Origin of the sequence: Alcaligenes sp. 1735tsa3, from assembly GCF_024134565.1 — a bacterium.
Lineage (GTDB): Bacteria > Pseudomonadota > Gammaproteobacteria > Burkholderiales > Burkholderiaceae_B > Alcaligenes > Alcaligenes phenolicus.
In genome coordinates this window covers 2,903,237-2,930,234 of record NZ_CP099862.1, presented here as the reverse complement: position 1 = coordinate 2,930,234, position 26,998 = coordinate 2,903,237, and the positions used below count along the sequence as shown (strand labels likewise).

The following is a 26,998-nucleotide window of genomic DNA, read 5'->3' as shown; positions in this document are numbered from 1 at the left end:
GTCGGACTTCTATAGAGCGAGCGAAGGGCTTAGCGCTCCAGATACTGTAGTTTGTTCTCCACACCGTTCCAGTCGTCCGCATCTTCCAGCGGTTTCTTGGAGCGGTTGATGCTGGCAAAAATAGGCGTCAGTTCTGCGTTCAGTTCGATGAAGGGAACTTGATCCTGCGGCACATCTTCTTCAGCAAAAATGGCATTGGCCGGGCATTCGGGAATACAGACGGCGCAGTCAATGCACTCGTCCGGGTCAATCACCAGAAAGTTCGGGCCTTCACGAAAACAGTCGACGGGGCACACATCCACACAATCGGTGAATTTGCACTTGATACAGTTTTCGGTGACGACGTGGGTCATTTCAGTAACACTCCTGCGGTATCGCTAAGGCGGTCAGTCACGGCAAAGGGCCGTGGATGGGGTGCGCGACAACGCACAGGGCCTGAACGATAAAAATGGGATTTAAATCGAATCTTTCGATTTTAACGAATATTCAGCTTCTTGCTTATTGAGATGGCGCAATAGCTCACCTGCTAGATAGCTGTACGCAAGAACTGGCGCCCGTGCTATGGTTGCGCAATCAAAATCGGTAGGTTTGTGATGATCATTACCTCTTTACTTGATACGGACCTGTACAAGTTTTCCATGATGCAGGTTGTTTTGCATCATTTCCCGGCTGCGCACGTGGAGTATCGCTATAAGTGCCGTACTCCCAATATTAATTTGAGCCAGTACCTGGACGAGATTCGGGCGGAAATTCACGCGCTGTGCCAGTTGCGTTTTTCAGACGCCGAGCTGGATTATTTGCGTAGCCTGCGCTTTATCAAAAGCGACTTCGTCGATTTTCTGGGCCTGTTCCACCTGCCCGAGCGCTGCATTCAGGTGCAGGCCGGTGATGTGCCCGGCGAGATCGAAATTTCGGTTCAGGGGCCCTGGCTGCACACGATCCTGTTCGAGATCCCGGTGCTGGCCATTGTGAACGAGGTTTACTTTCGCAACGAATGTCCGCAGCCACCATGGGCAGAAGGGCGCGAGCGTCTGCAGTCCAAGATGCGGCTGGTGGTGGATGATCCGGCCCTGAGCGACTTTCGTGTGGCTGACTACGGTACGCGCCGCCGCTTTTCCAAGCAGTGGCACGAAGAAGTGGTCACTACCATGATCGAGCAGATGAAGCCGCACTTTGCGGGCACCAGCAACGTCTGGTTGGCCATGAAGTATGGGGTGACGCCGCTGGGCACCATGGGTCACGAATACTTGCAGGCTTGTCAGGCTCTGGGCCCCCGTTTGCGTGACTCGCAGATTTTTGCTCTGGAAGTGTGGGCCAAAGAGTATCGCGGTGACTTGGGTATTGCCTTGTCGGATGTCTACGGCATGGATGCCTTCCTGCGCGACTTTGACATGTACTTCTGCAAGCTGTTTGACGGTGCTCGCCATGACTCGGGTGACCCATTCATTTGGGGCGAGCGCTTGCTGGCGCACTATCAGGCCAACCGTACCGATCCACGTACCAAGACCTTGGTGTTCTCTGACGGTTTGACCATACCCAAAGCCATTGAGCTGGCCCTGCGTTTTGCAGGCCGCTGCAAGGTGTCCTTCGGGATTGGCACCAACCTGACCAATGACCTGGGCCATGAGCCGCTGCAGATCGTCATGAAGATGGTGCGTTGCAATGGCCAGCCCGTGGCGAAAGTGTCCGATGCTCCGGAAAAGACCATGTGCGACGATCCGGCGTATCTGGCGTATTTGCGGCAGGTTTTTCAGCTGCCTCCGGCTTAGAGCTTGAGGCTTCCCTTCTTGAGGCAAATGCTGCTTGGGTAGGGGAGCTAAGGGCATCGTAGTCAGTGATGCTCGTGATTTCAGACGGGCGGCATCGTTTTAAAGCGATAAAGCTATAGCACTAAAAGTTTGAATCAAAGCCCTTTGCACATGCAAAGGGCTTTTTCATAGACACAGCAGTGCCGCCAGATGCCCACCGGCTTCCCGAGCCTGGGCAATTTGCTCTTCACTCAAGGTCTTGGGGGCCAGAATGCTTTCTGGCGTCTGGGCGTGAAAATTGAAGATACGGATGGGGGCGGCCAGCTCCAGCCGCCAGCCGGTACAAATCCGCTCCAGTTGCCGTTGTGCACCTTGCCCATCGCTACCCGCACTGATCAGGGCGGAATAGGGACGCCCGTTGAGTTGATCCAGCACCTCGTAGTAGTTCCGGTCCAGACACTCTTTCATGGCACCGCTCAGACTGCTCAGATTCTCGGGCGCGCAGAACAAATAGGCGTGGGAATCGCGCAAATCCTGTGCTTGCACCTGATCACAATGCAAGCGTTTGATACAGACCTGCTCTGTCTCGCCCAGTTCTTTGAGTATCTGCAGCGCGCCTTCCTCGGCCTGTTCGGCCAGTTGACGGGCGGCGCCGGTACGGGAGTGCCAAATCAACAGAAGCTGGCGGCATGTGTTCAGACTCATAAGCTCTTACTCGCGGTGATAGACTAGCGTCTACAGTATAGAGAGCCACTTCAGCGCTGAGTGGCCACATCGACGTAATCCACATGAATCACACCGCTTCTCCCCCTATGGCCGAGTCGGCCTTCAATCCTCAATGGTTCGCGCAAGCCAGCCACGGACTGGATGAAGCAGGGCGTACGCTATTGCAGGCGGCTGCCGACTGGGCGGGGCCTATTTTGCTGGATCTGGCCGGAAGTACCGGCGAACCCTTGGACAGCCATTGCGCTCAGGTAGCGCTTATTTTGGCTGGCTTGGGTGTGGACGCTCAAACCCGTGCCAGCGCCTTGTTGGCCGTCACTCCTGCTCCTGGGCCGGAGGTCAAGCAGGACCCTGTTCAGAAAGCCTTTGGTGCCGAAGTCATGACGTTGGTACGTGGCTCGCGCGCCTTGTACCGGCTGGGTTCGCTGACAGGCCAGGCCAAGGAGCAGACAGGCGGGGGCGATCAAAAGGAAATGAAGCGCAAGATGCTGCTGGCGATGGCCGCTGACTTGCGCATTGTGATGATGCGTCTGGCTTCTCGCCTGCAGTCCTTGCGCTGGTATCGGCAGTCCAAGACCGTCTGCCCGGTCGAGTTTGCGCGTGAAACGCTGGAGCTTTATACGCCCTTGGCGAATCGTTTGGGGATTTGGCAGATCAAGTGGGAAATGGAAGATCTGGCCTTTCGCTTTCTGAATCCCGAGGTCTACAAGAATATTGCCAGTAAGCTGGAAGACAAGCGCGTAGAGCGCGAAACCCTGATCAGTCAGGTGCGCGACCAACTGCTGGCAGCCTTGAAACGCGAGCATATCGTGGCTGAGGTTTCAGGCCGGCCCAAGCATATCTTCAGTATCTGGAACAAGATGCGCAACAAGCATCTGGATTTCGATCAGTTGTTTGATCTGCGCGCCTTGCGTGTCATTGTTGATGACGAGCGCAGCTGCTACCACACCCTGGCGGTGGTGCATTCGCTGTGGACGCCGGTGCCCGAAGAGTTTGACGATTACATCTCCCGGCCCAAGCCCAATGGCTACCGTTCCCTGCATACCGTTATTGCGGATGCACAGGGGCGTTGTTATGAAATTCAGATCCGCACGCGCGACATGCACCAGTTCGCGGAATACGGGATGGCTGCCCACTGGCGCTACAAGGAAGCCGGAGCCCAGGGCGGACAGCAGGTGGCCGATGGTGAGGACGATAGAAAGATCGCCTGGATGCGTCAATTGCTGGCCTGGGACAGGGAGGCGTCCACCTCGAACGCTACCGAGCCTGGCCTGCAAGCAGACAGCAGCAAAGATTCGGCTTCCGAAAAGGTAGTAGAGCCCGTTGCCAGCAAGAAACCAGCTGTTGCCAGGCCTTTGAAGGCTCAGGAAGACGAACATATTTATGTGCTGACGCCGCAGGCTCGGGTTATCGAGCTGCCTGTGGGGGCGACGCCGGTGGACTTTGCCTACTACCTGCATACCGATCTGGGCCATCGTTGCCGGGGTGCGCGGGTTGATGGGCAGATGGTGCCTTTGTCCACGCGCTTGTCGACTGGTCAGACGGTAGAGATTGTGGCGGCCAAATCCGGCGGTCCATCGCGTGACTGGCTGAACGTGCAGTTGGGCTTTCTGGCCAGCCCACGCTCGCGCTCCAAGGTGCGCGCCTGGTTCAACGCGATTGAGTTGCAGCAGCGCATCTCCCAAGGCCAGAGCATGGTCGAAAAAGAGTTGCAACGGCTGGGTCGTACGGCCGTGAATCTGGAGCAGATGGCGCAACAGCTGGGCTTTGCCAAGGCGGATGACTTGTATGTTGCCGTGGCCAAGGATGAATTCAGCCTGCGCCAGGTGGATGCCTTGTTCCGTGAGGATGTGCAGGAGGAAGAACCCGTACAGCGTGTGTTTGATGCGGCCCGGGAAAGTGTTTCCAAGACCGGGAAAAGCGGCGTGCTAGTGGTGGGTGTAGATTCGCTAATGACGCAACTGGCCCGTTGCTGCCGTCCCGCACCCCCTGATCTGATTGCTGGTTTTGTGACTCGTGGCCGGGGGGTGTCCATACACCGTGCCGACTGCAAGTCCTACCAGGAACTGGCTGATCGACAACCTGAAAGGGCTATTAGCGTCGATTGGGGCGATACGGGGGATACTCAGTATCCCGTGGATCTGGCCATTGAGGCTCAGGAGCATCCCAGCCTCTTGCGTGATCTCTCGGAAGTGTTTGCCCGCCTGCGTTTGAACGTAACGGGTATCAACACCTTGAGTCGCCGCTCGTTGACGCGCATGATATTTACTATTGAAGTGCGTGATGGCGAGCAAATTCAAAAGGCTTTAGCGGCCTTGAACGAGTTATCGGGCGTCAGCGCCCGCCGCTACTCGTCCTGAACTGCTAAAATCGGTAAACCTAAACCTCGCGGGCGTTGTGCCCGCGATTGTTCTTGTCAATCAAGAGAGCGAGCTTTGAAAACCTATACCTTGCCCGACCCGGATGGACATTTTGGTCAGTTTGGTGGTTCGTTTGTCGCTGAAACGCTGGTCCACGCCCTGGACGAGTTGAAAGCAGCCTACGAACAGTATCGGAACGATCCTGAGTTTCTGCGCGAGTTTCACTACGAACTCAAGCATTTTGTCGGTCGTCCCAGCCCCGTGTACCATGCCCGTCGATGGTCGGAGCAACTAGGTGGAGCTCAGATCTGGTTCAAGCGCGAAGATCTCAATCACACTGGCGCACACAAGATCAACAACTGTATCGGTCAGATTCTGCTGGCTCGCCGCATGGGCAAGCCACGCATTATTGCTGAAACCGGTGCAGGCCAGCACGGCGTGGCAACGGCTACGGTCGCCGCCCGCTATGGTCTGGAGTGTGTGGTCTACATGGGTAGCGAAGACGTACGCCGTCAGGCTTCCAATGTGTACCGCATGAAGTTGCTGGGTGCGACGGTCGTTCCTGTGGAATCCGGTTCGCGCACGCTGAAAGACGCGCTGAACGAAGCCATGCGCGACTGGGTCACCAATATCAGCAATACCTTCTACATTATTGGCACGGTGGCTGGTCCTCATCCTTACCCGATGATGGTGCGCGACTTCCAATGCGTGATCGGTGACGAGTGCGTGGAGCAAATGCCTCAGGACGCCGGTCGTCAGCCGGACTACGTTTTGGCGTCGGTGGGCGGTGGTTCCAATGCCATGGGCATTTTCTACCCCTACATCGAGCACAAGGATGTGGAGCTGATCGGAGTGGAAGCGGCTGGCCGCGGTCTGGATACGCTGGAGCACTCGGCTTCCCTGAACAAGGGCATGGTGGGTGTGCTGCACGGTAACCGTACCTATGTGCTGCAGGACGATGACGGTAACGTCATGCCTACGCACTCGGTGTCGGCTGGCCTGGATTACCCCGGTGTGGGTCCCGAGCACGCCTGGCTGAAAGATTGTGGCCGTGCGCAATACGCCACCTGCACCGATGAAGACGCCCTGAAAGCGTTTCACGATTGCTGCCGCATCGAAGGCATCATGCCCGCGCTGGAGTCCTCGCACGCGCTGGCGCATGCGGCTCGCATTGCCCCGACTTTGCCCAAGGATAAAATCATCCTGGTCAGTTTGTCCGGTCGCGGTGATAAGGACATGCACACGGTCGCCGAGTACGGCGGCTTGACTCTGTAAGCAATCGGGAACGGATATGTCGAGTAATGTGCGTCTGAAAAAGACGTTTGAAGGTTTGAACGGGCGCTGTGCCCTGGTGCCTTATATTACGGCCGGAGACCCTTCGGTGCCCGCTACCGTGGCCTTGATGCATGCCTTGCGTCAGGCCGGGGCAGATGTCATTGAATTGGGTGTACCGTTTTCTGATCCCACTGCCGATGGCCCGGTGATTCAGCAAGCGGCTGAACGTGCCATCAGCCGTGGTGTGGGCTTGCGTAAAGTGCTGGAGATTGTGCAGCAGTTTCGCTTGATCGACGAGGAAACGCCGGTTGTTCTGATGGGTTACGCCAATCCTATTGAGCGTATCGGTCAGGCTGAATTTGCTGTCATGGCAGGCAAGGCGGGTGTGGACGGTGTGCTGACGGTGGACTACCCACCTGAGGAGTCCGAGGATTTCACCCGTTTGCTGACCGAGCAGGGCGTGGATACTATTTTCCTGCTCTCGCCTACGTCCACGGACGAGCGTATTGCCAAGGTAGCCGCTTTGGCGCAGGGCTATGTGTATTATGTGTCCCTGAAAGGTGTGACCGGTTCGGCCCAGATTGATGTGGCTGATGTGGAACACCACTTGCAGCGTATTCGTCAGCACGTCAAAATTCCGGTCGGAGTGGGTTTCGGGATTCGGGACGCGCAAAGCGCCAAAGCTATTTCCCGTAGTGCGGATGCAGTTGTCATTGGCTCCAAGCTGATCCAGACCATGGAACAGGCTGTGCAGGAGAACGCTGGCAAAGAGCAAAAGGATATGGATGCGGCTGCGGTTGCAGCAGCCAGCCAATGGCTCGCACAGATACGTCAGGCACTGGATAATTAGCCTAAATACCTATTCCGCGTATAGAATCATCTGCCTGTTCTTTAGGAACAGGCGCTTTTTTTCAGAATAAAGAGCTTGGTGGGCCGGGTGCCGGCCAGGCGAAAACAGGATCTAACAATGAGCTGGATCGAGAAAATACTCCCGCCGCGAATTAACCGTAACCCCGAAAGCAGCCGTCGTGTTCCCGAAGGGCTGTGGGTGAAATGTCCGTCGTGTGAGTCTGTGCTCTACAAGGAAGATCTCCAGGCCACCTTGAATGTCTGCCCCAAATGCAGCCATCACATGCGCATTGGTGCTCGTGCCCGGATCAAGTCCTTGCTGGACCCCGAAGGCCAGACCGAGATTGGTTCCAACACCCGTCCTATGGACCCCTTGAAGTTCCGCGATTCGCGCAAGTACACCGAGCGCGTTTCCGAGGCGGCCAAGCAGACGGGCGAAACTGAAGCCATGGTGGTCATGAGCGGCACGATTCTGTCTGTGCCTGCCGTGGTGGCCTGCTTCGAATTTGAATACATGGCCGGTTCCATGGGTTCCGTGGTAGGCGAGCGTTTCACACGTGGCGTGCAGGCAGCTATTGCCAACCGTAGTCCTTTTATTTGCGTGGCCGCTTCGGGTGGCGCGCGTATGCAGGAGAGCTTGTTCTCTTTGATGCAGATGGCCAAGACGACGGCTATTTTGGCTGAATTGTCCGATGCGGGTTTGCCGTTTATCAGCATTTTGACTGACCCCACCATGGGTGGTGTGTCGGCCAGTTTCGCTTTTATGGGCGATGTGGTGATTGCCGAGCCTAATGCCTTGATCGGTTTTGCCGGTCCTCGCGTGATTGAGCAGACTGTGCGCGAGAAACTGCCCGAAGGCTTCCAGCGTGCCGAGTTCTTGCTGGAGAAGGGCGCTATCGATATGGTGGTTGATCGTCGCGAGCTGCAGCGTGAGCTGGCCGAGTTGCTGGCTTTGCTGACTCGTCAGCCGGCTGAGGCTGTGTCGCGGCATTCTTGATTGCCAAGGAATTGCTAAAGAAGAACGCCACCTGGGTTTAGGTGGCGTTTTTTTTGGGCTGCCGTGTTTTTGTTTTTTTGCAAAGCGGTTTTTGGTATTGAGGCGTTGGCTTGTGAGTTGAAGCTTCAGGGCGAGATTGGCTTGGTTTTCTTGGTGTGGGGAGTACGACCCTGGGGCGGGGCCCTGGCCCGTGCTGCGCACGGGTACCCTTGGCTATTGAACAATCCAGGCGCCCAGTGAACTCGCCAGGTACTTGGTCCCCCGGACCAAGTACAAGCGTCTGGCTCGAACAGCACTGGGCTTGCACCCTGGATTGTTCAATAGCCCGCGGCCAAGTCCCTGACTCGCCCCAGAGTCGTACTCCCCACACCAAGAAAAAAGGAATATCGCAGAGGGCTCAAGAAGAGGGAGAAGGAGCCTAGATGGCTGCTCTTTATGGATACGAGAGGAAAAAAAAACGCCGCCCCAAAGGGCGGCGTTTTTAGTCTTGCTGTTTACTGCGTTTCGACCTGTTGCAGCGGCTCGCTGTTCTCGGTTTCTGCAGCACGTTGCTTGCGTGGGCGACCCAGGCGCACTGGTGCGGGCTGGTAGTCGTCCTGTGTTGCCGAGCGAACAGTTTCCACCAGTTCGATGCCCGCTGCGTTCAGTACGGCTTCCAGAGGGGCGGCTGTGGGCTTCTGTGCTTGTTCGGCAGCAGGGGCTTTTGCAGCTGCAGTCGTTTGAGTCTCAACGCGAGTCTCTACGGCTGTGGTTTCCACTGGAGTGGCTTCAACGGCCGGGGCTTCAACTGCTGGTTGTGCTTCTGCGGGAGTAGCAGTTGTCTCCACGGCTTCAGCTTGAGCTTCGGTGGCTTCTGCTTTGGCTGGTTCGACAGCAACTTCTGCTTGCGCAGGAGCAACAGCTTCTTCAGCGGCAGGAGCTTCTGGCGCTACCTCGGCCTGAGCGGCTGGAGCAGCAACTTCTTCCTGGGCAGTAGCGGTTTCTACGGCTGCAGTTTCCACTGGAGCGGCTTCAACGGCTGGGGTTTCTGCTGCGGCTTGCGTTTCTGCGGGCGCTGCGGCTGTTTCTACAGCTTCAGCTTGAGCTTCGGTCACTTCTGCTTTGGCAGGTTCGGCGGCAGCTTCTGCTTGCACAGGAGCAACGGTTTCTTCTGCGGCTGGAGCTTCTGGAGCAACTTCGGCCTGAACGGCTGGAGTGGCTACTTCTTCCTGGGCTGGAGCGGTTTCAACAGCGTTTACCGGGGTCGTAGCGACTTCTTCAGCTTGTTGTGCGGCTTGAGCAGCGGCAGGAGCGGCTTCTTGGGCTGCCGGTGCCTCTACGGCTGCTTGTGGCTGTTCAGGCTCGGCTGCTGCGGTTTGGGCGGCAGCTTGTTCCTGGGCATCCAGGGCAGCGGGGTTGAAGCTAGGTGTTTCGTGAGCAACGTAGGCGCTGGTATTGCCTTCTTCGTTGTTCTCTTCGTTCTCGGCTACGGCGTTGGCGTCGGTATTGCGACGACCACGACGGCTACGACGACGGCGACGTTTGCGCTCTGGGTCCAGAGCGCCGTTTTCGCTGTTCTCGTCGGTTTCGGCATCCGAGTTGTCGCTGGTATCAGAGCTGTCAGCCTCGGCCAGCTGTTCAGCGCGGTTTTGCGCTTCTTGCTTGGTGGCGGCCACGGCAGCCACTGCGGCGACGCTGGCCACTGCGGCAGCAGCCTGATCGGGCTGGGCTTCTGTGCTGGCGACGTCTTTGTTCAGCTCGACGTTTTCTGCGCTGCCTTCTTCACGGCGTTGACGGCCACGGCCACGGCGGTTGCGTGGGTTGCGGCTGTTGCTGCTGCCTTCGTCGGCAGTGGCGGGCGTGGTGTGGGCGCTTTGTGGGGTTTCCAGAGCAGATTCGTTACCTGCTGAGGCGTTACGGCGGCGACCACGGGTATTACCGCCGGTGCTCTCCGTGCTGGCCTTCTCTTCCTGAGCCGCTTCCGGGCGGTTGGACTGGCGACGGCCACGACCACCTTGGCCACGGCCACTATTGGATTGGCCGGGACGACCTTGGCGGCGGCCAGAGGAGGATTTGCTGCCTTCGGATTTGGTGGTCTCGGCCACGGGTTCGGCAGGTGCGCCGGACAACCAGTTCAGCAGGCGCTTGAGCAGGCCGGGTTTGTTGTCGCTAGCAGCGGCGCTGGCGGCTGCGGCGGCAGCAGGCTTGCTCATGGGAGCTGGCTGGGCCGGTGTGGTGCTCTTGACCAGGGCTTCTGGACGAGGCTTGATTTCGTGGCTGCGGTGCGGCACCAGGCTGTCTTGCTGCTCAGGCTGCTGGACCAGCTCGTAGCTGCTGCGCAGTTCATCCAGGCGTGGGTCGTCGTGGCGCAGGCGCTCGATGATGTGGTGCGGGGTTTCCAGATTCTTGTTCGGAATCAGGATCAGGGCAATGTTCAGGCGCGATTCGATCTTGGTGATGTCAGCGCGTTTTTCGTTCAGCAGGAAGGTAGCCACATCCACCGGCACCTGAGCGTGCAGGGCGGCCGTGCCTTCTTTCATGGCTTCTTCTTGCAGCAGACGCAGTACATGCAGAGCGCTGGATTCGGCATCGCGAATGACGCCAGTGCCGGTGCATCGTGGGCAAGTGATGTGGGAGCCTTCATTCAGGGCAGGGCGCAGGCGCTGACGGGACAGTTCCATCAGACCAAAGCGCGAGATCTTGCCCATCTGGACGCGAGCACGGTCCAGGTGCAGGGCATCGCGCAGGCGTTGTTCGACAGCACGCTGGTTCTTGCTGTCTTCCATATCGATAAAGTCGATAACAATCAGGCCACCCAAGTCACGCAAACGCAACTGGCGGGCCACTTCGTCAGCGGCTTCCTGGTTGGTGCGCAGGGCGGTTTCTTCAATGTCGGCACCACGCGTGGAGCGAGCCGAGTTCACGTCAATGGCAACCAGGGCCTCGGTGTGGTCGATAACGACAGCACCGCCCGAAGGCAATTGCACGGTACGCGAGTAGGCGGTTTCGATCTGGTGTTCGATCTGAAAGCGCGAGAACAGCGGGATGTCATCGCGGTACATCTTCACGCGATGCAGATTGTCGGGCATGACCACGCTCATGAAAGCGGCGGCCTGCTCGTGAATCTCGTCCGTGTCGATCAGGATTTCGCCAATATCGGGCGAGAAGTAATCACGGATTGCCCGGATAACCAGGCTGGATTCCAGATAAATCAGGATGGGGGCTGCATTGTCGCGGGCTGCGCCGTCAATGGCGGTCCACAACTGCATCAGGTAGTTCAGGTCCCACTGCAGCTCTTCGACGCTGCGGCCGATACCTGCGGTGCGGGCGATGATGCTCATGCCCTGCGGGATGTCCAGCTGGTCCATGGCTTCGCGCAGTTCCTGGCGGTCTTCGCCTTCAACGCGGCGCGATACGCCACCCCCACGGGGGTTGTTGGGCATCAGAACCAGATAGCGGCCTGCCAGGGAAATGAAGGTGGTCAGGGCAGCGCCCTTGTTGCCACGCTCTTCTTTTTCAACCTGGATGATCAGTTCCTGGCCTTCAACCAGGGCGTCCTGGATGCGGGCGCTGCGTACATCAACCCCTTCCTTGAAGTAGCTGCGAGCTACTTCCTTGAATGGCAGAAAGCCGTGACGCTCTTCACCGTAGCTGACGAAGCAGGCTTCCAGGCCGGGTTCGATGCGGGTGATGACCCCTTTGTAGATATTGCCTTTGCGCTGTTCGCGCCCGGCTGTTTCGATGTCGAGGTCAATCAGTTTTTGACCGTCGACAATGGCGACGCGTAGTTCTTCTTGATGCGTCGCATTGAACAACATGCGTTTCATGAGTGTGGATCTCCGTTGTCATGGAGCACCGAAATATCGGCGCACGACCGCGGGTCACAGGTGTGTAGCGCTATAGCTGCATCAGTTTGGTGCAGGCAGGCAAAATCGGCCTACCGGCTTATAGTCTGGGAGGCACGAGTCGCGCCAAAGCGCGAAGTTCAATCAGCAGGGGGGTCAGAGTCACGGTGTGTGTTTGACGAATATAAAATTGCTGGGGGAACGGCAGCCGCATAAATCATGCGGCTGGTGCAAAAGAGCGGGACAATCTGTGCAGGAATTCAGCGCCGCACGCGGGAGGAAAACATCTCTTGGAAAGCGGGCCTTCTTGCCACACGACTTTCGCTATTTCGGACTCACCCCGGCGACCTTATGACCCGGAAGCTGGAACTCAAGGATACAATTATCAGTCCTTGGTCATCCAACGGAGACGCACCCTTTGCATCTCTACGCTGGACCCAGTCTCAGCTTCCATAGGCTGAAGCGATTATATGCCCCTTTTTGTTATGTGCAAACCTCATGAATCACAAAGATCAGCCCCTCAAGTGCGAATATTACGCATTGATGAAACGCGGGCAGGTCAGCGTATAGATAATTTTTTGTTACGTGAATGTAAAGGGGTGCCAAAAAGCCACATTTACAAAGCTATCCGTGGCGGTCAGGTGCGCGTGAATAAAGGCCGTATCAGCAGTGACTATCGTTTGCAGGACGGCGATATGGTGCGGATTCCGCCGCTGCGCCTGCCCGAGCCCGAGCAGCCGCGTCATGTTCCCGCTGCCGTTTTCCCGGTGGTGTTCGAGGACGAGCACCTGATGGTCATCGACAAGCCTGCCGGTGTTGCCGTGCATGGTGGCAGTGGTGTGTCTTTCGGTGTCATCGAGCAGATGCGTGCTGCCCGTCCTCAGGAGCCCTTTCTGGAACTGGCCCACCGTCTGGACCGGGATACCTCCGGTTTGCTGATTATCGCCAAGCGTCGTGCTGCGCTGGTTGGCCTGCACGATATGTTCCGCGAAATCCGTGCACGCAAGTTTTATTGGGCGCTGGTGCAGGGCGATTGGGTGAACGATCGCCAGCATATCCGTTTCCCCTTGCTGCGCTGGCTGACCGAAAGTGGGGAGCGGCGCGTCAAGGTTGACCCCACAGGCAAGCCTGCGCATACCATCATCACCATGCAGCGCCGTTTTGGTCGCTTTACTTTGGTACAGGCGGAGCTGAAAACCGGCCGCACTCACCAGATCCGGGTTCATTTGGCCCATTCGGGCTTTCCGATTGTGGGCGACGACAAGTATGGCGACGACGCCATTCGCGATCAATTCGCCCGCCAGGGCTTCAAGCGCATGTTCCTGCATTCGGGACGCCTGGAGTTCAATCATCCTGTCACCGGACAGCCTCTGGTTCTGGAGGCCGCCTTGCCGGCTGCCTGTCAGGCCGTTCTTGAGCGTTTGGAGAAGTAGTTATGACGCGTTACGCCGCCGTTCTGTTTGATTGGGACGGCACAGTTATGGATTCGACGTACTCAATTGCCAGTTCTATTCAGTTGGCCAGTGCGGATCTGCAATTGCCTGTGCCCTCGATTCAGCAAGCCAGCTGGGTTATTGGTTTGTCGCTGGAAAGCGCCTTGTATCGCGCTGTGCCGGATTTGACTGCCGAGCAGATGCCGCTGTTTCTGGAGCGCTATCGACATCACTTTATGCAGCGCGACCCGCATATCAAGCTGTTTGACGGAATTTTGCCTTTCATGGGTGAACTTCGGGGCCGCCAGATTGCCTTAGGAGTGGCAACGGGTAAAAGTCGTCAAGGTTTGGATAGAGTGCTGCAGCAGGTCAATCTCAGCACTTTTTTTGATGCTACCCGTTGTGCAGATGAAACCCGCAGCAAGCCGGACCCGGAAATGCTGCATCAATTGCTGGCCGAATTGATGTTGGAGCCCGAGCAGGTCTTGATGGTGGGCGATACCGTGCACGATATTCATATGGCGGCCAATGCGGGCATGGATAGCGTGGCTGTCACTTACGGCGCGCATGATCCTCAAACCCTGGCCAAGGCTGAGCCCACGGTCATGGTTGATAATGTGGCGCAAATGCGCGATTGGGTATTGGCACGGATTTAATAGGCGGCAAGTCGGTTTGACGACCATCTTGCCAGACAGGTTCAGGAGATGGAGATGTTCAAATCACGTTCGCAGCCCATACGTCCCTCTGAAATTACCGACGAGTCGGTCTGGCGGGCGCGCCGCCGCCTGCTTTTGCAGGCTCCCGGCGCCTTGGCCCTGGCGGCCAGCTTGCCGGGTCGGGCTCAGGCGGTCCCGGTAGGGCAGGACTTGTCGTTCACGCCTTCCCAGCGCTGGAAACTGGACGATATGCCCACCAGCGAGTCCGATGTCACCTCCTACAATAATTTCTACGAATTTGGCACGGGCAAGGAAGATCCTGCCCGCCATTCGGGGAAATTCAAGACTGAACCCTGGACTTTGCAGATTGACGGTTTGGTGAACAAGCCGCTTACCTTGGATATGGACCAGATCTTGAAGCTGGCCCCTTTGGAAGAGCGTATTTATCGTCTGCGTTGTGTTGAAGCCTGGTCCATGGTGGTGCCCTGGGTGGGCTATTCCTTGTCGGCCTTGCTAAAGCAGGCGTCGCCCCAGGGCTCGGCCCGCTTTGTTCGGTTTGAAACAGCGGCGGACCCGGAAACCATGCCGGGTCTACGCTCTCGTATCTTGGCCTGGCCCTATGTGGAGGCGCTACGGTTGGACGAGGCCATGCATCCTTTGACTCTGCTGGCTACCGGTCTGTACGGAAAAAGCCTGCCTGTTCAGAATGGAGCGCCGGTGCGGCTGATCGTGCCGTGGAAGTATGGGTTCAAATCGGCCAAGTCTTTGGTGCGCATCACCTTGACGGACACCATGCCCGAGTCCAGCTGGATGAAGGTGGCTCCGCATGAGTATGGCTTTTACGCCAATGTGAACCCGGAAGTTCCGCATCCCCGCTGGAGCCAGGCCACTGAACGTGTCATCGGTTCGGGATTCTTCGCCACCAAAAAGCCGACTTTGCCTTTTAACGGCTATGCCGAAGACGTGGCAGGACTGTATGCCGATATGGACTTAAGGCGTTACTACTGATGAGTACCTGGAAGGCTGCGCAGTTGGATAGGCTCAAGCCCTTGGTATTCTTGCTGGGCTTGTTTCCCTTGGGGCGCTGGGTATGGTTGGGTTTCAACAATGGCCTAAGTGCCAATCCAGCTGAATTTTTGACCCGATCCAGTGGGATCTGGGCCTTGGTACTCTTGCTGCTGACCCTGGCTTTAAGTCCTGTAAGGCGTTTGCTGGCTCAGCCCGCCTTGGTGCGTTGGCGCCGCATGTTGGGCTTGTTCAGTTTTTTTTATGCAGCTTTGCATACCTTGGCCTGGGCATGGTGGGATCGCTCGGGCGACTGGCTGTCCATGTGGCAGGACGTGATGCAGCGGCCCTTGATTGCGATCGGGGTAGTGGCTGTGCTGATTTTATTGGCCCTGACCCTGACCTCCACGCATGGCTGGCAGAAACGTTTGGGTCGTGGCTGGAGCCGCTTGCATCAAACCGTGTATTTGGCGGCGGTCCTTTCCATCCTGCACTTTTACCTGATTCGTACTGGTAAAAATGATGTGGTGGAAGTTTATGTCTATGGTTTGGTTCTGGTGGGCTTGCTGGTTTTGCGCCGCTGGCCCGTATTGAATAAGACAGTGCACTAAGCAAAACAGGTAATGAGCATAAGCCCATTACCTGTTTTTTTGTCAATCCAGACTTTGCAGAATGGCGGCTGTTTCGGCATCCAAAGTGCCGTCGTAGCGGGCTGGGCGGTAGTGCATCTGGAAGGCGGCGATCACGTTTTGTGTGGCCTTGTCGAACACGCCGCTGTCAGGCGTTTCGTAGCCTGCTTTGCGCAGCAGGGCCTGGGTTTGAGCAGCAGAGGGCAGGGGGCGCGTGGCGTACTGCGCCTGCAGTGCTCGGGCCTGTGATTCCTTGTACCAGCGGCCTATGCCTGCTTGGGCCAGTTCCTTCCAGGGGAAATGAGGGCCGGGGTCCAGCTTGCGTTGTGGGGCAACATCGCTGTGGCCAATAATATTGCGGGCAGACACGCCATGGCGCTGAGCCAGGTCTTTCAGCAGTGCTTTGATTGCTTCAATCTGCCCGGACGTATACGGAGCCCAGCGACCATCTGCCAAGCGGCCCATGTTAACGATTTCGATGCCGATAGAGCCGGTATTCAGGTCTGTGAAACCGTACCAGGAGCCCAGACCTGCATGCCAGGCGCGGCGTTCCTCTGGAACCAGACGGTAGACAGTGGGACGGCGCTCGTCGCTGACCAGGTAATGGGCGCTGACATCACGCTGCGTCAGCACCTTCAAGGAGGTAGCGTGGTCGCCAGCGGTGTAGTGCATGACCAGATAACGCACTCGGCTGTTCTGGCCCTGAGCGCTATAGCTGTCATCAAGTTTGAAGGGACCGCTACTGCCACAGGCCGCCAATAAGGCCGTCAGGCTAAGTACGCCAATCTGAACGCTGCGCTTCAAGGCGGGTGTAAGAAAAGACAGGGATTTCATCTTAACGACCAGCCAGAAACAGGAAAATGCAGGGGGTTTTGTCCAGGGCAGGCGGCTGGCGCTCGCGCCATTGTTCAACTGTGGCAGTCTGGATCAACTCACGCGTACCTGTCAGGTCACGAGCCAGGCACAAGCGTGTTGTGGGCTTGAGGGACTGCAGCAAGGTGCTGTACATGGCCTGATTGCGATAAGGTGTTTCGATCAGGATCTGGGTTTGTTTCAGGGCTTGGGACTGGCTTTCCCATTGTTTGAGCTGCTTGGCGCGTGCGCCGCCATCCACGGGCGCATAGCCGTGGAATACAAACTGCTGACCGTCCAAGCCGCTGGCCATCAGGCTCAGCAAAATGGAAGAGGGGCCAACGTGAGGGCGCACGGGGATCTTCATTTCGTGGGCCATGGCAACCACCAGCGCACCGGGGTCGGCGACGGCGGGGCAGCCAGCTTCCGATACCAGACCAATGGCTTGACCTTGCAGGGCTGTTTTCAACCACTCACGCATTTCACCGGGTTTGTTGCCGCGCTTGTCCAGCGTGTGAATAGTGATTTCTTGCAGAGGTACCACGGGCTCAACCAGTTTCAGGAAGGCGCGGGCGGTTTTGGCGTTCTCGGCAATAAAGACGGTCAGTTCGCGCGTCAAAGCCTTGACGTCGGCGGGTAGCCAGCCGCTGATCGGGCTCTCACTTAAGCCTACGGGGATCAGGTGCAAAGGGGCGGCTTGGGGCATGGCGTATCAGTCCTAAACGGAAGGGGGCAAAAGGGTGGGGCGCAAGGGGTTCAAGCCAAAGTGACGCAGCATGGTGCACAGCTCGATCAGCGGCAGGCCAATGATAGCGGTTGGGTCGTCCGAGCGCATGGACTCCATCAGGGCAATACCCAGGCTTTCGGCCTTGGCGCTGCCAGCGGTGTCATACGGTTTTTCCTGCAGCAAATAGTGCTCGATTTCTTCATCACTCAATGCGCGAAAACGACAATTGGTAACAATATCGCTGCACAGAAATTCCTGGCCATCCGTCACGCATAAAGCGCTATGGAAATCGATGTCTTGACCGCTCAGGCGACGCAGTTGTTTCTGCGCACCGGCATGGTCGCCAGGCTTGCCAATAACATCCTGGCCCGATGTGGCGACCTGATCGGAGCCGATCACGAGGGCGCCTGGGTTCAACTGGCTGATACGAGCCGCTTTTTCACGCGCCAGACGCAGGCTGAGCTGGGCGGGAGCCTCTGCGGGAAGTGGGGTTTCATCAATGTCAGGAGACTGACAGGTGAAAGGCAAGCCCAAACGCGCTAACATAGCGCGGCGATAGACTGAGCTTGATGCAAGGATGAGACGCATAGTGTGTTTTAGCTGTGCTTTGGTTTGACTGCCTTGTGCTTAGCACGGTATTATCTAATGTTTTCTTCGTTATTGAAATGGTTGTGGGCTAGCTTGGCGGTTTGCTGGCTGCGCTTTACATGCTTCAATACCGAGGGGCAGGAAAAAAAGCAGTACAAGAAAAAGTGGTAGAGCCCCCAAGCGATACCAAGGCAGTGAAACAAGCAAGCAGCAAACAAGCGAAAGCGACAAATAAAGCAGAACAAACAAGCGGTTCCAGATCCTGGTAAAACCGTGGTTTGATGCCCTAAGCATACTTATGACGACACAGTATATCGACACCTTGAATCTAGCCCGTGCCCCTCAGGAAATGTCGGGTCAGGTGCTGGTGGAAGATTTGTCTCGTCTGGTATCCGATTTGCCCGATCAAGGCGATTTGCGCATTGACTGGAGTGTGTCGGGTCGGGAAGATTCTGCCCGGCGTCGTTTTGTGCATGTGCAGGCCAAAGGTAGTGTCATTTTGGAATGCCAGCGCTGTGTGAAGCCTTTTGAGTGGCCCATCGATATTTCCAACGAAGTACAGATTGTGGCAACCGAGGACGAACTTGAGCTGGATGATGACGATACGGAAGGTCCTGATCGCATCTTGTGTGAAGGCCAGTTGGATGTCCTGGGACTGGTCGAGGACGAGCTGATTCTTAGCGTGCCTTATGTGCCGCGCCATGAGGTTTGTCCCGACGCGCAGTCGCTGTCCATGGAAGCCAAGTCTGACGACCTGGATGAGTCCGCCTTTGAGCGGCCGTCCCCGTTTGCCGTATTGGGCTCGCTCAAGAAGTCTTGATTGTTTGTTACTAATTCGTTAATTTTTTCGGGCTGCACCCATTTATTCGGGGTTGTCCATCTACAGGAGTCATCATGGCTGTTCAGCAGAATAAAAAGAGCCCGTCCCGGCGTAACATGCGTCGTTCGCACGACGCGCTTACTGGTCCTTCGACGGCTATCGAGCCTACGACTGGCGAACTGCACCTGCGTCACCACATCAGCCCTAACGGCATCTACCGTGGCCGTAAAGTGCTGAAAACAAAGAACGACGAGTAATAGTCTCTTTGTCGTTGCAAGCAACATAGGTTGCATGCTTGATGTCTAACAAAAAAATACGTATTGCCATCGATTGCATGGGCGGCGATATCGGTTTATCCGTCACTGTCCCTGCAGCGCTGCTTTTTGCCAAGCGCTATCCGGATGTGCACTGCTTATTGGTTGGCGAGCCTCAGGCCATCGAGCAAACATTGCGTGCGCAAGGTAATGTCGATACCTCCTGGTACGACATTCTTCCCGCATCCGAAGTTGTCACCATGGCCGATTCGGTCGAGGTGGCCCTGCGCCGCAAAAAAGACTCCTCCATGCGAGTGGCTGCCCAGTCCGTCAAGGATGGGATAGCTGATGCCTGCATTTCTGCGGGCAATACCGGCGCATGGATGGCAATTTCGCGCTACGTACTCAAAACTCTGGATGGGATTGATCGCCCAGCCATTGCCACGTCCATCCCGAACCAAAAGGGCGGGGCCACGATCATGCTGGATCTGGGTGCCAATGTGGATTGCTCCGCAGAACACCTGTTGCAGTTCGCCATTATGGGATCTGCCCTGGCCAGTATTGTGGATCGCCATGAGCGTCCCACCGTGGGTCTGCTCAATATTGGGGAAGAGGTCATCAAAGGCAACGAGGTCGTCAAAAAGGCGGCTGAACTGTTGCGCTCCAGCGGACTGAATTTTTACGGCAACGTAGAAGGTGACGATATCTGCAAAGGTACCGTCAACGTGGTCGTGTGCGACGGTTTCGTGGGCAATGTGGTCCTTAAATCCATTGAAGGGCTGGCCAAGATGGTCGGCAGTATGCTGCGCGACGAATTTACCCGTGACCCATTGAGCAAAGTGTCCGCTTTGCTGGCTCGTCCTGTCTTGAATCGTTTCCGCGACAGGGTGGATAATCGCCGTCATAACGGTGCGGCCCTTTTGGGTTTACGCGGTATTGTTATCAAGAGTCATGGTTCTGCTGATGCCTACGCTTTCGGTTATGCTTTGCAACGGGCCCGCGGTGCGGTGCTCAATGGTCTGCTCAGCGGTACCAGCCAGGCAGTCGAACGCATCATGCAAAGTGTGAACTTGCATGAAGAGCAAAGCGGCGAACCAGATACACGCCATACTTCAGAGCCCTCGTCCTCATAAGAACGGGCTTGATCGGGAACATAAAATGACGATATTTGCCAAGATTATCGGTACAGGCGGCTACCTGCCTCCTCGGATTGTGTCTAACGATGATCTAGCGGTGGAGCTGGCTCAAAAGGGTATCGAAACCTCCGATCAGTGGATTGTCGAGCGCACCGGTATTCACCAGCGTCATCTTGCCGATCCCGGTGTCCGTACCAGCCACTTGGCAACCCAGGCCGCGCGTCAGGCGCTGGAAGATGCAGGCATTGCTGCCCAGGATCTGGACCTGATTGTGGTGGCTACTTCCACTCCCGATTACGTTTTCCCCAGCACTGCATGTCTGGTGCAGGCCGAATTGGGCAACAAGGGCGCTGCCGCGTACGACGTACAAGCGGTGTGCAGCGGCTTTGTCTATGCACTGACGACTGCCGACGCCATGATCAAGGCCGGCCGTGCGCGCAATGCGCTGGTCATCGGTGCCGAAGTATTCTCCAGCATCCTGGACTGGAACGACCGCTCTACCTGCGTCCTGTTTGGCGACGGTGCGGGCGCTGTGGTTCTGCAAGCCAGCGATGAGCCCGGTGTTCTGGCTGCCCAGCTCAATGCGGATGGCAGTCAAATGGGTATTTTGTGCGCGGCCGGCAATGTCTCGCACGGTCAGGTAGTGGGCGATCCCTTCCTGCGTATGGATGGTCAGGCTGTGTTCAAGCTGGCTGTCACTTCTCTGGCCGCTTCGGCCAATCAAGTCTGCGAACAGGCTGGCGTCTCTCTGGCCGATATCGATTGGCTGGTGCCGCACCAGGCCAACGTTCGTATCATCAATTTTCTAGGTCGTAAGCTGGGTATCCCCTCCGAGAAGGTGGTTATCACGGTTGATCAACATGCCAACACCTCGGCAGCCAGTGTGCCTTTGGCCCTGAATGCCGCTCGCCGGGATGGTCGTATCCGTGCCGGTGATCTGGCGCTGTTGCAAGGCGTGGGTGGCGGCTTTACCTGGGGTTCGGTGCTGGTCCGCTGCTAAGTAGCGCGATCCGGATTACCGCCTCATCTCTTTGGGTTTTTCTACCATGAAAATTGCGTTTGTCTTTCCAGGACAAGGCTCGCAGTCCGTAGGCATGCTCGATGCCTGGGCCGAGTCTGCTGTCGTACAGCAAGCCATTGCACAAGCCAGCCAGTCGCTGGGCCAGGACCTGGCTCAGTTGATGGCACAAGGGCCTGCCGAGGCTCTGAACCTGACTACCAATACTCAACCTGTCATGCTGGCTAGCGCCGTGGCCATGTACCAGGCCTGGATTCAGGCCGGTGGCCCCGCCCCTGCCGTGATGGCCGGTCATAGCCTGGGTGAATACTCGGCCCTGACTGCTGCCGGTGCTCTGAGCCTGGAACAAGCAGTTCCGCTGGTTCGCATCCGTGCCGATGCCATGCAAGCTGCCGTACCTGTGGGTGTCGGTACCATGGCTGCCGTGCTGGGTCTGGATGACGATCAAGTGCGCGATGTGTGTGCTCGTGCCTCTGAGGGACAGCAGATTGTTCAGGCTGTTAACTACAATGCGCCTGCTCAGGTTGTGATAGCCGGGAATGTGGAAGCGGTAGATCGTGCATGTGCGCTGGCTAAAGAAGCCGGTGCCAAGCGTGCCTTGGTGCTGCCTGTATCGGCTCCTTTCCACTCCAGTCTGTTGGAACCGGCAGCTGCTGTGCTGGCCCAGGCTCTGGCCTCGGTTCAAGTGCAAACGCCTGCTATTTCCGTGATCAATAACGTGGACGTAGCCGCGCCTACCGACCCCGAACAGATTAAAGATGCGCTGGTCCGTCAGGCCTGGCATCCCGTGCGCTGGGTTGAGACTATCCAGGCCATGAAGGCTCAAGGAGTCACCCACGTGGTCGAGTGTGGTCCAGGCAAAGTGCTGACGGGGCTGGTCAAGCGTATTGACCGTGATCTGGTCGCCTTGTCGATCAGCGACCCTGCGTCCTTGCAGGCCACTTTGGAAGCCTTGGAGGGAGCATAAATGCAAGAATTGGATCTAAGCGGCAAGACTGCCCTGGTAACCGGCGCATCGCGCGGTATCGGTCAGGCGATTGCTAAAGAATTGATGGTACGTGGTGCCAAGGTGGTTGGTACTGCTACTTCCGAGTCCGGCGCACAGGCGATTTCCGCTGTGCTGGATCAGAATGGCAGCTACGGCCATGTTTTGAACGTGGACGACCCGGCTGCTTGCGAAGCGCTGATTTCGGCTTTGAGCAAAGAAGACGGTGGCCCGCACATTCTGGTTAATAATGCCGGTATTACGCGTGACAATCTGGCCATGCGCTTGAAAGATGAAGACTGGGACGCCGTTATCCAGACCAATCTAAGTGCCGTGTTCCGCCTGTCGCGTGCCGTTATCCGCCCCATGATGAAAGCCCGCTGGGGCCGTATCATCAGCATCACTTCGGTGGTGGGCGAGAGCGGTAACCCCGGTCAAGCCAACTACGCAGCTGCCAAAGCCGGTGTCGCCGGCATGAGCCGTGCCTTGGCGCGCGAGCTCGGTAGCCGTAACATTACAGTTAATTGTGTCGCTCCGGGCTTTATTGATACGGACATGACACGCTCTCTGACCCCTGAGCAGTCGGCGGCAATTTTGTCGCAAATCCCCCTGGGACGACTGGGTGCTGCTGAAGATATCGCTAATGCGGTAGCCTTCCTGGCCGGGTCGCAAGCGCAATATATTACGGGCAGCACCATCCATGTGAATGGTGGTATGCACATGTAAGGCTTGGCATCGCGCCCGGCTGAGGTAAAATTGCGGGATTATTTGGGGCCTATTGCTTGAGCCGGCGTTGTAAGAATAACGTTGGGCCTCATACAAGAACGCCGTTTTTTGTCATAGCTTATCCCTCTTAGCAGTATGGATTGGCTATAATTTGCGGGAATTTTTCCCAACTTGGAGAATCTGCATGGAAAGCATCGAACAGCGCGTCAAGAAGATCGTCGCTGAACAACTTGGCGTTAACGAAGCCGAGATCAAAAACGAATCTTCTTTTCTCGACGACCTCGGTGCCGACTCGCTCGACATGGTCGAGCTCGTGATGGCGCTCGAAGACGAATTCGAAACCGAAATACCAGACGAAGAAGCTGAGAAAATCACGACGGTCCAGCAAGCTGTGGACTACATCAATTCTCACAGCAAGCAGTAAGTTCAATTAAGAGGGTGGGCGGCATTGTGCACGCCCTCGCTCCAGAGCGGTTTCCAGAGAGTAGCCTGTGCCCGGCGGCTTTAGCTTGCAAGACGCAGTTATTCCCTTTAAACCGCTTTTTTTGTGTTTAGGAGTCATCCGTGAAACGACGTGTCGTGATTACCGGGCTGGGTATTGTTTCCCCGGTCGGCAACGATATTCCTACCGCGTGGGATAACATCGTCAATGGGCGTTCGGGCATCGGGCGTATTACCCGTTTCGATCCTTCGGCCCTAACAGCCCAGATAGCGGGTGAGGTCAAGGATTTTGATTTAACACCATACATTTCGTCCAAAGAAGCCAAGCAGATGGATACCTTTATCCATTACGGCGTGGTGGCAGGTATGCAGGCCTGGAAGGATTGCGGTCTGGATATCAACAGCATCAATGCTGAGCGTGTGGGCGTTATCGTCGGTTCGGGGATTGGTGGTTTGCCCCGCATTGAAGAAACCCAAAAAGATTATCTGGAACGGGGCCCACGTCGGATTTCCCCGTTCTTTGTGCCTGGCTCCCTGGTCAACCTGGTGTCGGGACAGCTGTCCATCGGCCTGGGCCTGAAAGGTCCTAGCTACGCTGTTGTGTCGGCATGTACAACCGGTCTGCACTCCATTGGTGACGCTGCTCGCTTGATCGAGTATGGCGACGCTGATGTGATGATTGCCGGCGGTGCCGAATCCACCGTGTCCCCTCTGGGCATTGGCGGTTTTGCCGCCATGCGTGCTCTGTCCACCCGTAACGACGATCCTGAAACAGCCTCGCGTCCTTGGGACATGGACCGTGACGGCTTCGTACTGGGTGAGGGCGCTGGTGTGCTGGTGCTGGAAGAGTACGAACATGCCAAGAAACGTGGCGCACGCATTTACGGCGAGTTCTCCGGCTACGGCATGAGCTCTGACGCTCACCACATTACTTCGCCTGACCGTGACGGTCCGCGTCGTGGCGTGATGAATGCCTTGCGTAACGGTGGCATCAACGCTGACGAAGTTCAGTACGTCAACGCACACGGTACCTCTACGCCACTGGGCGACGTGAACGAGTCCGAAGCATTGAAACTGGCTTTTGGCGATCACGCTTACAAGCTGGTGGTCAACTCCACCAAGTCCATGACGGGTCACCTGCTGGGTGCGGCCGGTGGTATTGAAGCGGTGTTCACCACCTTGGCGGTGTATAACCAGATCTCGCCTCCAACCATCAACATCTTCAACCAGGACCCTGCCTGCGACCTGGATTACTGCGCCAACCAGGCGCGTGACATGAAGATTGATGTCGCTCTGTCCAACTCTTTCGGGTTTGGCGGCACTAACGGTTCGATGGTGGTTCGTCGTCTTCGCTAAGTTAGACTGCCCCACTCGTAACGCCCAGTCCTGGTCGATCGGAGCTCCGGCTCCGGTGCGCCGACTGGGCGCTTTTGTCTGTGCCTTGCTTGCAGCAGCCCTGGCCTGGACAATGTCTAGCTGGCAATGGCCCTGGGGCCTGGCAATATTGGCAGGTGCTTTGTGGGCTTATTTTTTGTATGCTCGCAGTCGTGGGGCATGGGATGAGCGCGCTACACTAGCGCATCGTGCAGGGCTATACTCCTTGCAGTGCGAGGGGGCAGCAAAGGAGTCCGTGCAAATAGAGCAGATCTGGCGTTGTGCCTGGTTCATGACCTTGCGTTTGCGCCGTGATTGCATCAAGGCTTGCCGTACCGTGACCGTATGGCGCCGCGCCCAGTCGCAGCAGGACTGGTGGGCCTTGTCTCTATGTGCCAACCGACTGTCTCATCAGGTCCGTGCTCAGAATAAGGATTCTTAATGAGTGAACGCGATACCGATGCCGAACTAGTTGCACGTGTTCAGCGTGGGGATAAGCGAGCCTTTGACCTGCTGGTACTGAAGTACCAGCGCAAGATCATGCGTCTGCTCAGCCGCATGGTACGTGACCCGTCTGAAGTCGAGGACGTGGCTCAGGAAACCTTCATCAAAGCGTACCGAGCTCTTCCCCAGTTCCGGGGCGAGAGTGCTTTTTACACCTGGCTGTACCGCATTGCGATCAACACGGCCCGTAACTGGCAGGCCTCGGCCGCCCGACGTCCCAATACTTTGCAGAACGTCGAAACTGAAGAAGGTGAAACTTTTGACCGAATCGACAACCTAAGCGATATAAGCACGCCAGAATCCATGATGGTCAGTCGCCAGATTGCTGAAACGGTAAATACAGCGATCCAGGCACTGCCCGAAGAGTTGCGGACGGCTATCGTGCTACGTGAAATAGAAGGTATGAGCTACGAAGATATTGCTCAGACCATGGACTGCCCTATAGGAACTGTACGCTCACGCATCTTTCGAGCCCGTGACGCCATTGCTGCGCAATTGCGTCCCATACTCGATGGTGAAGATAGTGAACGACGGTGGTAAGGATTGATGATGCAAGCCCTGAAATCCCATTCCGATGATGATCAACTCAATGCCTGGGAGGCCGCCGTGTCTTCCTGGGTGGATGGCGAGGCTGAAATACGCCCCGAGGAACTGGACTCCCCCTACGGGCGTCAAGTCTGGGATACCTACCATTTGATTGGTGACGTCATGCGTACCGATGCGCTGGCGATCCGTACGTCGGATCGCTTTTACGCGCGTCTGTCCAAAGCAATTGACGAGGAGCCTACCGTGCTCGCCCCGAATGCCATGAAACGGCCCCTGGTGCAGCGCTATGGTGTCAGCGGCCTGGCCGTGGTGGCTGCCGTGGCTGCCGCCTTGTGGGTGGGTCTGCCGTATATGGGGGTGAACTCCGTGCCAGGCACACTGGTGGCCAGCGCCCAGGATGATCAGCTCTGGAATGATTACGCGGATTTGCACCGCGACTTTGTTGGTACCGGTCCGGTACGCCATGTTTCCTTTGAAAGTGGAGCCCTGGGTCAATGAGGTCTGTACGTATGCCGTCGCAGATGGGCCTGGCGCGTCTCTATAAGGGCTTGTTTGCCCTTTCTCTGGCGGTGCTGTGCACACCTGTACTGGCTCAGGATGCCAGCGGGCTGGAGCCCCTGGATCTGCCCTGGTTGCAGAAAGTCCATAAAGCGGCGCGTGACCTGGATTACTCCGGGGTCATTATTTACACCCAGGATCAGGCCAGCCAGTCCATGAAACTGGTCCACATTATTGACGGCACCGGCGAGCGCGAGCGTCTGGAAATTCTGGACGGCGAGCCGCGTGAGTTTCTGCGTCAGAACGAAGTCACCCAATGCCTGATTCCCGAAAAGAAAATGGTGGTGATCGAGCGTCGTGAAAACGAGCGCTTTCCCAGTTTTCTGGTCGGTGATGTCAGCCAATTACCCAATTTTTACGATATGCGCCGCTTGCCATCGCGCGAGCGTGTGGCCGGTCGCCCTTGCGACCTGATCGAGCTGGTTCCCAAGGATGATCAGCGTTACGGCTACCGCGTGTGTGCCGATACCGATCATCATTTGCTATTGAAAATGCAGACTCTGGACCCACAACAAGCGGTAGTGGATCAGATCGCTTTTGCCTCTGTTGCCTTTGGCGAGCAGGTGGATTTGCAGGAGCTGCGTACCAGTTGGAACCCCAGCAAGTGGGAAGTGGTCGAACCCGAAGTACGAAAAATAGATTTGAACGAGCTGGGTTGGCATCTGGCCATGCCTGCCGGTTTTACCTTGCGGTCTGAAATGCTCCGACCCATGCGTGCGGGGCGTCAGGTTACCCATTTGATGCTGTCTGACGGTCTGGCTGCCATATCCGTGTTTCTGGAGAAGGTAGGCACCCCCGAAGCAGAAGAAAACAGCCTGGGGGCCTTTCACCGTGGCTCCATGAATATGTACCGCAGTCGCATTAATGATTATGTTTTGACCAGCACGGGTGCCGTACCTGTACAGACCTTGCGCGCCTTGCTGGAAGGTACCCAGTTCACCCCTCTATCCCGGACACATTGACTATCGTC

General features: G+C 56.8%; 27 protein-coding genes. 21 read left to right on the top strand and 6 right to left on the bottom strand.

Annotated features, from left to right (window positions below):
• Window positions 1–29 precede the first annotated feature (29 nt).
• The gene (gene fdxA / locus NIZ92_RS13670; protein ID WP_009456619.1) at window positions 30–353 is read right to left on the bottom strand and encodes a ferredoxin FdxA; all 324 of its coding nucleotides are present in this window, start codon (window positions 351–353) and stop codon (window positions 30–32) included.
• Between the two features lie 240 nt (window positions 354–593).
• Here fdxA and pncB point away from each other — a divergent pair, with 240 nt between their 5' ends.
• Window positions 594–1,769: a nicotinate phosphoribosyltransferase gene (gene pncB / locus NIZ92_RS13665; RefSeq protein ID WP_035272486.1), complete on the top strand. Its 1,176-nt coding sequence runs from the start codon at window positions 594–596 to the stop codon at window positions 1,767–1,769.
• 165 nt (window positions 1,770–1,934) lie between these two features.
• On the opposite strand, the gene NIZ92_RS13660 is transcribed toward pncB, so the two are convergent.
• Window positions 1,935–2,453 (bottom strand): flavodoxin family protein, encoded by a 519-nt coding sequence (locus NIZ92_RS13660; protein ID WP_254002106.1) that lies wholly within the window; start codon window positions 2,451–2,453, stop codon window positions 1,935–1,937.
• Window positions 2,454–2,536: 83 nt separating this feature from the next.
• Here NIZ92_RS13660 and NIZ92_RS13655 point away from each other — a divergent pair, with 83 nt between their 5' ends.
• From NIZ92_RS13655 to accD, 4 genes are all read left to right on the top strand, one after another.
• On the top strand, window positions 2,537–4,831 hold the full coding sequence (locus tag NIZ92_RS13655; protein WP_035272489.1) for a bifunctional (p)ppGpp synthetase/guanosine-3',5'-bis(diphosphate) 3'-pyrophosphohydrolase: 2,295 nt from the start codon (window positions 2,537–2,539) through the stop codon (window positions 4,829–4,831).
• 75 nt (window positions 4,832–4,906) lie between these two features.
• Entirely contained in the window at window positions 4,907–6,106 is a 1,200-nt protein-coding gene (gene trpB, locus NIZ92_RS13650; protein ID WP_009456612.1) for a tryptophan synthase subunit beta, read from the top strand.
• A 16-nt stretch (window positions 6,107–6,122) separates the two neighbouring features.
• Window positions 6,123–6,956, top strand: a complete 834-nt coding sequence (gene trpA / locus NIZ92_RS13645) for a tryptophan synthase subunit alpha (protein WP_009456611.1) — start codon at window positions 6,123–6,125, stop codon at window positions 6,954–6,956.
• 117 nt (window positions 6,957–7,073) lie between these two features.
• Window positions 7,074–7,952, top strand: coding sequence for an acetyl-CoA carboxylase, carboxyltransferase subunit beta (accD, locus tag NIZ92_RS13640; protein WP_035272491.1), 879 nt, complete (start codon window positions 7,074–7,076; stop codon window positions 7,950–7,952).
• A 494-nt stretch (window positions 7,953–8,446) separates the two neighbouring features.
• Here accD and NIZ92_RS13635 read toward each other — a convergent pair whose 3' ends face one another.
• Window positions 8,447–11,758 (bottom strand): Rne/Rng family ribonuclease, encoded by a 3,312-nt coding sequence (locus NIZ92_RS13635; RefSeq protein WP_254002105.1) that lies wholly within the window; start codon window positions 11,756–11,758, stop codon window positions 8,447–8,449.
• 548 nt (window positions 11,759–12,306) lie between these two features.
• Between NIZ92_RS13635 and NIZ92_RS13630 the strand changes: the two genes are divergently transcribed.
• From NIZ92_RS13630 to NIZ92_RS13615, 4 genes are read left to right on the top strand one after another with little or no spacing between them, the layout of a single operon-like run.
• Window positions 12,307–13,209, top strand: a complete 903-nt coding sequence (locus tag NIZ92_RS13630; protein ID WP_254003222.1) for an RluA family pseudouridine synthase — start codon at window positions 12,307–12,309, stop codon at window positions 13,207–13,209.
• A 2-nt stretch (window positions 13,210–13,211) separates the two neighbouring features.
• Window positions 13,212–13,865: an HAD family hydrolase gene (locus tag NIZ92_RS13625; RefSeq protein WP_009456607.1), complete on the top strand. Its 654-nt coding sequence runs from the start codon at window positions 13,212–13,214 to the stop codon at window positions 13,863–13,865.
• A 54-nt stretch (window positions 13,866–13,919) separates the two neighbouring features.
• Complete coding sequence (msrP, locus tag NIZ92_RS13620) at window positions 13,920–14,873, top strand: protein-methionine-sulfoxide reductase catalytic subunit MsrP (protein ID WP_026483107.1); 954 nt, start codon at window positions 13,920–13,922, stop codon at window positions 14,871–14,873.
• Entirely contained in the window at window positions 14,873–15,481 is a 609-nt protein-coding gene (locus NIZ92_RS13615; protein WP_203145615.1) for a sulfite oxidase heme-binding subunit YedZ, read from the top strand. The genes msrP and NIZ92_RS13615 overlap by 1 nt, the downstream gene beginning before the upstream one ends.
• 42 nt (window positions 15,482–15,523) lie before the next feature.
• Here NIZ92_RS13615 and NIZ92_RS13610 read toward each other — a convergent pair whose 3' ends face one another.
• Genes NIZ92_RS13610 through NIZ92_RS13600 form a run of 3 tightly spaced genes read right to left on the bottom strand, consistent with a single transcriptional unit; the run spans window position 15,524 to window position 17,624 of the window.
• On the bottom strand, window positions 15,524–16,333 hold the full coding sequence (locus tag NIZ92_RS13610) for an N-acetylmuramoyl-L-alanine amidase (RefSeq protein ID WP_115633915.1): 810 nt from the start codon (window positions 16,331–16,333) through the stop codon (window positions 15,524–15,526).
• Between the two features lies 1 nt (window position 16,334).
• On the bottom strand, window positions 16,335–17,057 hold the full coding sequence (locus NIZ92_RS13605; RefSeq protein ID WP_088450515.1) for an SAM-dependent methyltransferase: 723 nt from the start codon (window positions 17,055–17,057) through the stop codon (window positions 16,335–16,337).
• A 12-nt stretch (window positions 17,058–17,069) separates the two neighbouring features.
• Window positions 17,070–17,624, bottom strand: a complete 555-nt coding sequence (locus NIZ92_RS13600) for a Maf family protein (RefSeq protein ID WP_254002104.1) — start codon at window positions 17,622–17,624, stop codon at window positions 17,070–17,072.
• 340 nt (window positions 17,625–17,964) lie between these two features.
• On the opposite strand from NIZ92_RS13600, the gene NIZ92_RS13595 reads away from it, so the two are divergent.
• The 12 genes from NIZ92_RS13595 to NIZ92_RS13540 all read left to right on the top strand — a co-directional run bounded on the left by NIZ92_RS13595 (window position 17,965) and on the right by NIZ92_RS13540 (window position 26,990).
• Window positions 17,965–18,486 carry a DUF177 domain-containing protein gene (locus NIZ92_RS13595; RefSeq protein WP_009456592.1) on the top strand — a complete coding sequence of 174 codons (522 nt, stop codon included), beginning with the start codon at window positions 17,965–17,967 and terminating at the stop codon, window positions 18,484–18,486.
• A 74-nt stretch (window positions 18,487–18,560) separates the two neighbouring features.
• Window positions 18,561–18,743 carry a 50S ribosomal protein L32 gene (gene rpmF, locus NIZ92_RS13590; protein WP_003800968.1) on the top strand — a complete coding sequence of 61 codons (183 nt, stop codon included), beginning with the start codon at window positions 18,561–18,563 and terminating at the stop codon, window positions 18,741–18,743.
• A gap of 41 nt (window positions 18,744–18,784) precedes the next feature.
• Window positions 18,785–19,873 carry a phosphate acyltransferase PlsX gene (gene plsX / locus NIZ92_RS13585; RefSeq protein ID WP_009456590.1) on the top strand — a complete coding sequence of 363 codons (1,089 nt, stop codon included), beginning with the start codon at window positions 18,785–18,787 and terminating at the stop codon, window positions 19,871–19,873.
• 25 nt (window positions 19,874–19,898) lie between these two features.
• Entirely contained in the window at window positions 19,899–20,876 is a 978-nt protein-coding gene (locus NIZ92_RS13580) for a beta-ketoacyl-ACP synthase III (RefSeq protein ID WP_009456588.1), read from the top strand.
• 46 nt (window positions 20,877–20,922) lie between these two features.
• A complete protein-coding gene (gene fabD / locus NIZ92_RS13575; RefSeq protein ID WP_021446871.1) occupies window positions 20,923–21,861 on the top strand; it encodes an ACP S-malonyltransferase in 939 nt (312 codons plus the stop codon).
• Entirely contained in the window at window positions 21,862–22,605 is a 744-nt protein-coding gene (gene fabG, locus NIZ92_RS13570; RefSeq protein WP_247966611.1) for a 3-oxoacyl-ACP reductase FabG, read from the top strand.
• Between the two features lie 184 nt (window positions 22,606–22,789).
• On the top strand, window positions 22,790–23,029 hold the full coding sequence (gene acpP / locus NIZ92_RS13565) for an acyl carrier protein (protein WP_003800961.1): 240 nt from the start codon (window positions 22,790–22,792) through the stop codon (window positions 23,027–23,029).
• A 140-nt stretch (window positions 23,030–23,169) separates the two neighbouring features.
• The gene (gene fabF, locus NIZ92_RS13560; RefSeq protein ID WP_021446869.1) at window positions 23,170–24,402 is read left to right on the top strand and encodes a beta-ketoacyl-ACP synthase II; all 1,233 of its coding nucleotides are present in this window, start codon (window positions 23,170–23,172) and stop codon (window positions 24,400–24,402) included.
• A 274-nt stretch (window positions 24,403–24,676) separates the two neighbouring features.
• Window positions 24,677–24,862, top strand: coding sequence for a hypothetical protein (locus tag NIZ92_RS13555; RefSeq protein WP_254002103.1), 186 nt, complete (start codon window positions 24,677–24,679; stop codon window positions 24,860–24,862).
• A complete protein-coding gene (gene rpoE / locus NIZ92_RS13550) occupies window positions 24,862–25,464 on the top strand; it encodes an RNA polymerase sigma factor RpoE (RefSeq protein ID WP_009456579.1) in 603 nt (200 codons plus the stop codon). Before NIZ92_RS13555 ends, rpoE begins: the two co-directional genes overlap by 1 nt.
• 6 nt (window positions 25,465–25,470) lie before the next feature.
• Complete coding sequence (locus tag NIZ92_RS13545) at window positions 25,471–25,968, top strand: sigma-E factor negative regulatory protein (protein ID WP_009456577.1); 498 nt, start codon at window positions 25,471–25,473, stop codon at window positions 25,966–25,968.
• Window positions 25,965–26,990, top strand: a complete 1,026-nt coding sequence (locus NIZ92_RS13540) for a MucB/RseB C-terminal domain-containing protein (RefSeq protein ID WP_226349220.1) — start codon at window positions 25,965–25,967, stop codon at window positions 26,988–26,990. The genes NIZ92_RS13545 and NIZ92_RS13540 overlap by 4 nt, the downstream gene beginning before the upstream one ends.
• The last annotated feature ends 8 nt before the right edge of the window (window positions 26,991–26,998 follow it).

Bases quoted from the DNA above. Each gene is read 5' to 3' on its own strand.
- NIZ92_RS13605 (WP_088450515.1), bottom strand. From the start codon at position 17,057: ATGCCCCAAGCCGCCCCTTTGCACCTGATCCCCGTAGGCTTAAGTGAG.
- plsX (WP_009456590.1), top strand. From the start codon at position 18,785: ATGTCTAACAAAAAAATACGTATTGCCATCGATTGCATGGGCGGCGAT.
- fabD (WP_021446871.1), top strand. From the start codon at position 20,923: ATGAAAATTGCGTTTGTCTTTCCAGGACAAGGCTCGCAGTCCGTAGGC.
- NIZ92_RS13635 (WP_254002105.1), bottom strand. From the start codon at position 11,758: ATGAAACGCATGTTGTTCAATGCGACGCATCAAGAAGAACTACGCGTC.
- fabG (WP_247966611.1), top strand. From the start codon at position 21,862: ATGCAAGAATTGGATCTAAGCGGCAAGACTGCCCTGGTAACCGGCGCA.
- fdxA (WP_009456619.1), bottom strand. From the start codon at position 353: ATGACCCACGTCGTCACCGAAAACTGTATCAAGTGCAAATTCACCGAT.
- NIZ92_RS13660 (WP_254002106.1), bottom strand. From the start codon at position 2,453: ATGAGTCTGAACACATGCCGCCAGCTTCTGTTGATTTGGCACTCCCGT.
- rpoE (WP_009456579.1), top strand. From the start codon at position 24,862: ATGAGTGAACGCGATACCGATGCCGAACTAGTTGCACGTGTTCAGCGT.
- accD (WP_035272491.1), top strand. From the start codon at position 7,074: ATGAGCTGGATCGAGAAAATACTCCCGCCGCGAATTAACCGTAACCCC.
- NIZ92_RS13655 (WP_035272489.1), top strand. From the start codon at position 2,537: ATGAATCACACCGCTTCTCCCCCTATGGCCGAGTCGGCCTTCAATCCT.
- NIZ92_RS13580 (WP_009456588.1), top strand. From the start codon at position 19,899: ATGACGATATTTGCCAAGATTATCGGTACAGGCGGCTACCTGCCTCCT.
- msrP (WP_026483107.1), top strand. From the start codon at position 13,920: ATGTTCAAATCACGTTCGCAGCCCATACGTCCCTCTGAAATTACCGAC.
- NIZ92_RS13545 (WP_009456577.1), top strand. From the start codon at position 25,471: ATGATGCAAGCCCTGAAATCCCATTCCGATGATGATCAACTCAATGCC.
- NIZ92_RS13610 (WP_115633915.1), bottom strand. From the start codon at position 16,333: ATGAAATCCCTGTCTTTTCTTACACCCGCCTTGAAGCGCAGCGTTCAG.
- NIZ92_RS13615 (WP_203145615.1), top strand. From the start codon at position 14,873: ATGAGTACCTGGAAGGCTGCGCAGTTGGATAGGCTCAAGCCCTTGGTA.
- acpP (WP_003800961.1), top strand. From the start codon at position 22,790: ATGGAAAGCATCGAACAGCGCGTCAAGAAGATCGTCGCTGAACAACTT.
- trpA (WP_009456611.1), top strand. From the start codon at position 6,123: ATGTCGAGTAATGTGCGTCTGAAAAAGACGTTTGAAGGTTTGAACGGG.
- NIZ92_RS13595 (WP_009456592.1), top strand. From the start codon at position 17,965: ATGACGACACAGTATATCGACACCTTGAATCTAGCCCGTGCCCCTCAG.
- NIZ92_RS13625 (WP_009456607.1), top strand. From the start codon at position 13,212: ATGACGCGTTACGCCGCCGTTCTGTTTGATTGGGACGGCACAGTTATG.
- rpmF (WP_003800968.1), top strand. From the start codon at position 18,561: ATGGCTGTTCAGCAGAATAAAAAGAGCCCGTCCCGGCGTAACATGCGT.
- NIZ92_RS13540 (WP_226349220.1), top strand. From the start codon at position 25,965: ATGAGGTCTGTACGTATGCCGTCGCAGATGGGCCTGGCGCGTCTCTAT.
- pncB (WP_035272486.1), top strand. From the start codon at position 594: ATGATCATTACCTCTTTACTTGATACGGACCTGTACAAGTTTTCCATG.
- NIZ92_RS13600 (WP_254002104.1), bottom strand. From the start codon at position 17,624: ATGTTAGCGCGTTTGGGCTTGCCTTTCACCTGTCAGTCTCCTGACATT.